The organism is Variovorax sp. 01T439_2 (assembly GCF_056398445.1).
Window position 1 is genome coordinate 1 of record NZ_JBFTPJ010000652.1, and the last position, 4,254, is coordinate 4,254.

At 65.4% G+C, this 4,254-nt stretch carries 3 protein-coding genes and 2 pseudogenes; all 5 read left to right on the plus strand.

What is annotated here, in order from left to right; genetic code table 11:
• Nucleotides 1–40: 40 nt before the first annotated feature.
• Nucleotides 41–997 (plus strand): annotated as a pseudogene (locus tag AC1DOC_RS25165) (prepilin peptidase); the annotation flags it as partial.
• A pseudogene (gene coaE, locus AC1DOC_RS25170) lies at nucleotides 997–1,437 on the plus strand (dephospho-CoA kinase); the annotation flags it as partial. The pseudogenes AC1DOC_RS25165 and coaE, both read left to right, overlap by 1 nt.
• 78 nt (nucleotides 1,438–1,515) lie before the next feature.
• Nucleotides 1,516–3,009, plus strand: coding sequence for an MBOAT family O-acyltransferase (locus tag AC1DOC_RS25175; RefSeq protein ID WP_062365619.1), 1,494 nt, complete (start codon nucleotides 1,516–1,518; stop codon nucleotides 3,007–3,009).
• A 6-nt stretch (nucleotides 3,010–3,015) separates the two neighbouring features.
• Nucleotides 3,016–4,035, plus strand: a complete 1,020-nt coding sequence (locus AC1DOC_RS25180; protein ID WP_015866999.1) for an alginate O-acetyltransferase AlgX-related protein — start codon at nucleotides 3,016–3,018, stop codon at nucleotides 4,033–4,035.
• A 36-nt stretch (nucleotides 4,036–4,071) separates the two neighbouring features.
• Nucleotides 4,072–4,254: cell division protein ZapD (gene zapD, locus AC1DOC_RS25185; protein ID WP_478130724.1), on the plus strand; the 183-nt coding region annotated here is incomplete at its 3' end.

Here is a 4,254-nt window from a genome sequence, read left to right on the forward strand (position 1 = left end):
CGATGTACCTGCCGATCTTCAAGTTGGGCCAGGTCGTTTGATGCTGGTGTCGCAGGAGTTCGACGCCGCTTTCGCCGGCGTCCTCGGGTTGCTGGTCGGCAGTTTTCTCAACGTGGTGATCTACCGCACCCCGGTCATGATGTACCGGGGCTGGCTGGCCGATGCCGTGGCCAACCTGATGTCGTCCACGGACGTCCCGTCGCTCTGGGCGCTGGTGTTCGGGCCCAAGGCGCAGCCGCCGGCCGGGCTCGAAGCCGCGGCGGACAAGGCGGCCGCGGCCATCGAGGCGCTGCCGCCCTTCGACCTCGCCCGGCCGGCCTCGCGCTGCGGCGCCTGCGGCCACAGGATCCGCTGGTACCAGAACATCCCGGTGCTGAGCTACCTGGTGCTGCGGGGCCGCTGCGCCGCCTGCGGCACGTCCATCAGCCCGCGCTATCCGCTGGTGGAGCTGGTGACCGGCGCGCTGTTCGCGCTGTGCGCCTACCGCTTCGGCCTCACGCCCACCGGCGCGCTCTGGGCGGCGTTCGCGGCCTTCCTGATCTGCCAGTTCCTGATCGACTTCGACACCCAGTTCCTGCCCGACGCGCTCAACTATCCGCTGCTGTGGCTCGGGCTCGTCGGCGCGGCCATGGGCTGGACCGGCACCGCRCTGAGCTCGGCGGTCTGGGGCGCCGTCTTCGGCTACCTGAGCCTGTGGCTTGTGTACCATGGCTATCGCCTGGCCACGGGCAAGGAAGGCATGGGATATGGCGACTTCAAACTGCTGGCGGCGCTCGGCGCCTGGCTCGGGGCCGACTACCTCATTGCCATCATCCTGGTCTCATCGCTGGTGGGCGCCGTGATCGGCCTCACGCTGCGCCTTGTCGGGAAGCTGGCGCACAAGGACATTCCGATGGCCTTCGGTCCCTTTCTTGCCGGTGCCGGCCTGGTCTGCCTGGTGGCGGGCCCGGAGCTCGTGAGGCAATGGATTCCCTTCGCCTTCCCGCTCGGCGCATTGGCCCGATCGCGGCGGACGGCGGGCTCGACCGCGCGGCGATGCGTCAGCTCGTGTTCGCCGACCACAGCGCCAAAAAGCGCCTCGAATCGATCCTGCATCCGCTGATCGGTGCCGAGACGGAGCGCATGGCCTCCAGCGCCGGCCCCGACGCGGTGGTGGTCTTCGACGTGCCGCTGCTGGTCGAATCCGGCCGCTGGCGGGCCCGGGTCGACCGCGTGCTGGTGGTCGATGCCACCGAGGAAACGCAGCTGCGGCGCGTCGTGGCGCGCTCCGGCTGGACGCCCGAGGCAGTGCGCGCGGTGATCGCCCAGCAGGCGCCGCGCGGGCTGCGCAGGACGGCCGCGGATGCGGTCATTTTCAACGAGTCGCTCTCGCTGGAGGAACTCGCTGCAGAGGTCCGGAGTCTCTGGAAGCGGTGGGTTCCGCCCGGCACGCGATAATCCGAGACTGGCCGCCAGAGCGGCCGCACAACGACCAAGACAAAAAAGGCGCTCGCCGGAGTGCCCTCACCTCCTGCGATGCTTTTCAATTCGTATCCCTTCATTTTTGTCTTCTTCCCGCTGGTACTGATCGGGTTCTTCCTGATCGGCAAGCGCAACGCCCGGTCCGCCGCGGGCTTTCTCGCCCTGGCCTCGCTGTTCTTCTACGGCTGGTGGAGCGTCAAGGCGTTGCCGCTGCTGGTGGCGTCGATCTGCATCAACTACTGGTTCGGGCTGCGCCTGTCGCCCGCGCCGGAGCGGGACGACCGCAAGCGCAAGTCGCTGCTGGTGCTGGCGCTGGTGGTCAACCTGGGCGTGCTCGCGGTCTTCAAGTACGCCAACTTCTTCGTCTCGAACGTGAACGACGGGCTGGCCGCGGCGGGCCTGTCGCAGATCCCGCTGCTGCACATCGTGCTGCCGATCGGCATCTCGTTCTACACCTTCACGCAGATCGCCTTCCTGGTCGACTGCTGGCAGGGCAAGGTGCATGAGCGCAGCTTCATCCACTATGTGCTGTTCGTCACCTACTTTCCGCACCTGATCGCGGGCCCGGTGCTGCACCACGCGCAGATGATGCCGCAGTTCGCCAATGCGGCCACCTACCGGTTCGACCCCAACAAGGTGGCGCTCGGCATTGCGATCTTCACCTTCGGCCTCGCCAAGAAGCTGCTGATCGCCGACCCGGTGGGCCAATACGCCGACATGATGTTCAATGGCGTGCACAAGGGCATCGAGCCCACGCTCTACACCGCGTGGTTCGGCGCGCTCGCCTACACGCTGCAGATCTATTTCGACTTCTCGGGCTATTCGGACATGGCGGTCGGCCTGTCGTTGTGCCTGGGCGTGCAGCTTCCGCTCAATTTCCGCTCGCCCTACAAGTCGACCAACATCATCGAGTTCTGGCGGCGCTGGCACATCTCGCTGTCGAACTTCCTGCGCGACTATCTCTACGTGCCGCTGGGCGGCAACCGCAAGGGCCCGGCCCGGCGCTACCTGAACCTGTTCCTCACGATGCTGCTGGGCGGCCTCTGGCACGGCGCCGCCTGGACCTTCGTGATCTGGGGTGCGCTGCACGGCGTGTTCCTGATGATCAACCACCTCTGGAACGCCAAGGTGCGGCGCAACATTCCGGCAGGCCCGGTTGCGCACGTGCTGGGCTGGTTGCTGACCTTCCTGTGCGTGGTGCTGGCCTGGATCGTGTTCCGCGCCGACGGCCTGCACACGGCCATGGCCATCTACAAGGGCATGCTCGGCCTGCATGGCGCACCGCCTTCCGCGTTCAGCGAGCTGGGGCCGGTTCCGTTCCGCAAGCCCGAGTTCTTCCAGACCATGCTCGTGGGCATCGTCATCTGCCTCGCATTGCCGCCGACGATCACGCTCGAGCGCTGGATTCCCCACCCAAAGGCGGTGGCCGGCCAGCGCGTCATGGCCTGGTGCTCCTCGGCCGTGCTGGCCATCGGTACCTTCGCGCTCTTCGCCTGGTGCGTCTCGAAGCTGGGCAACTACAGCCCGTTCCTCTACTTCCAATTCTGATTCGACATGACGACGCCCGCGAAAGTCTGGCTGCGGTTCTTCCTGACCGGCTACATCGTCCTGATGGTGCTGTGGATCGTTTCGCTCACCAGCCCCGTGCCTTACGGCGACCTCACGCGGATCGGCCGCCTGTCCGAGCGCGAATTCGGCTGGACCGCCCCGCCGCCCAAGGTGGACCCCGCCTACCTCAAGGGCACGCCCGTGGACCAGGCCGACATCATGGTGATCGGCGACAGCTTCTCCATGACCTTCCGCTGGCAGTCGGTGCTCACCAGGGCCGGCTACCGCGTCTCGACCACCTACTGGGGCCAGTACGAGAACGCGCTGTGCAGCGACTTCGACCAATGGGTCGAGCGCACGGGCTTCAAGGGCAAGCTGATCATCATCGAGAGCGTGGAACGCCTGTTCGGCGACCGTACCAAGGACAGCATGAAGTGCCAGAAGATGATCCGGCCCTACGACGCCATGGACCATCCGCTGATCACGCCCGACGAGACCGTGCCGAGCCCCGCGCCCAACTGGAACGTGCAGTTCCTGACCGGCATCACGACCTACTACAACACCTGGAAAGCGAAAAAGTCTGCAACAGACATCCACTTCGACTGGAACACCTGGGTGCGCCCGGTGCCCGATGGTTGCAAGCTCTTTTCGCATCGCTCATGCGACAAGATGCCCTTTTTCGCTGAAGATGACGACAATGGGCCGCTGACCCTTGCGCACCTGGAATGGATGAAGAATTTCACAAAGGCGCACAGCAAGCTTCCTATCATGTGGATGGTGATTCCCAACAAGACCACCGTGTACCTGAAGCCCGACTACTCGAAGGATTTCGAAGCCGGGTTCCGCACGTCCGGGCTGCCGGGGCCGGACCTCTTCGCGTTCACGCGCGAAAAGCACACGCAGATCCGGGACTTCTATTTCTCGAACGACACCCACATGTCCATGCACGGCCAGCTCGCGCTGGGAGAACGCATGCTGGCGGCCGTGCGCGAGGTGGTGCCGACGCCTCCCTCGAAATCGCCCTGAAGCTATGATGGCTCGACAGGAAAGCTATAGAACCGCGTGATCCTCTACGAGTACCCCTTCAACGAGCGCATCCGCACCTATCTGCGGCTGGAGCACCTGTTCCGCCGCCTCGGGGAGCTGGTGCCCTCGGAGTCCGCGCTCTCGCACCACTACGCGCTGGTCACGATCTTCGAGATCATGGATGTCGCCGCGCGCGCCGACCTCAAGGCCGACGTGATG

Coding starts and splice junctions, on each gene's coding strand:
- AC1DOC_RS25175 (WP_062365619.1), top strand. CDS start 1,516: ATGCTTTTCAATTCGTATCCCTTCATTTTTGTCTTCTTCCCGCTGGTA.
- AC1DOC_RS25180 (WP_015866999.1), top strand. CDS start 3,016: ATGACGACGCCCGCGAAAGTCTGGCTGCGGTTCTTCCTGACCGGCTAC.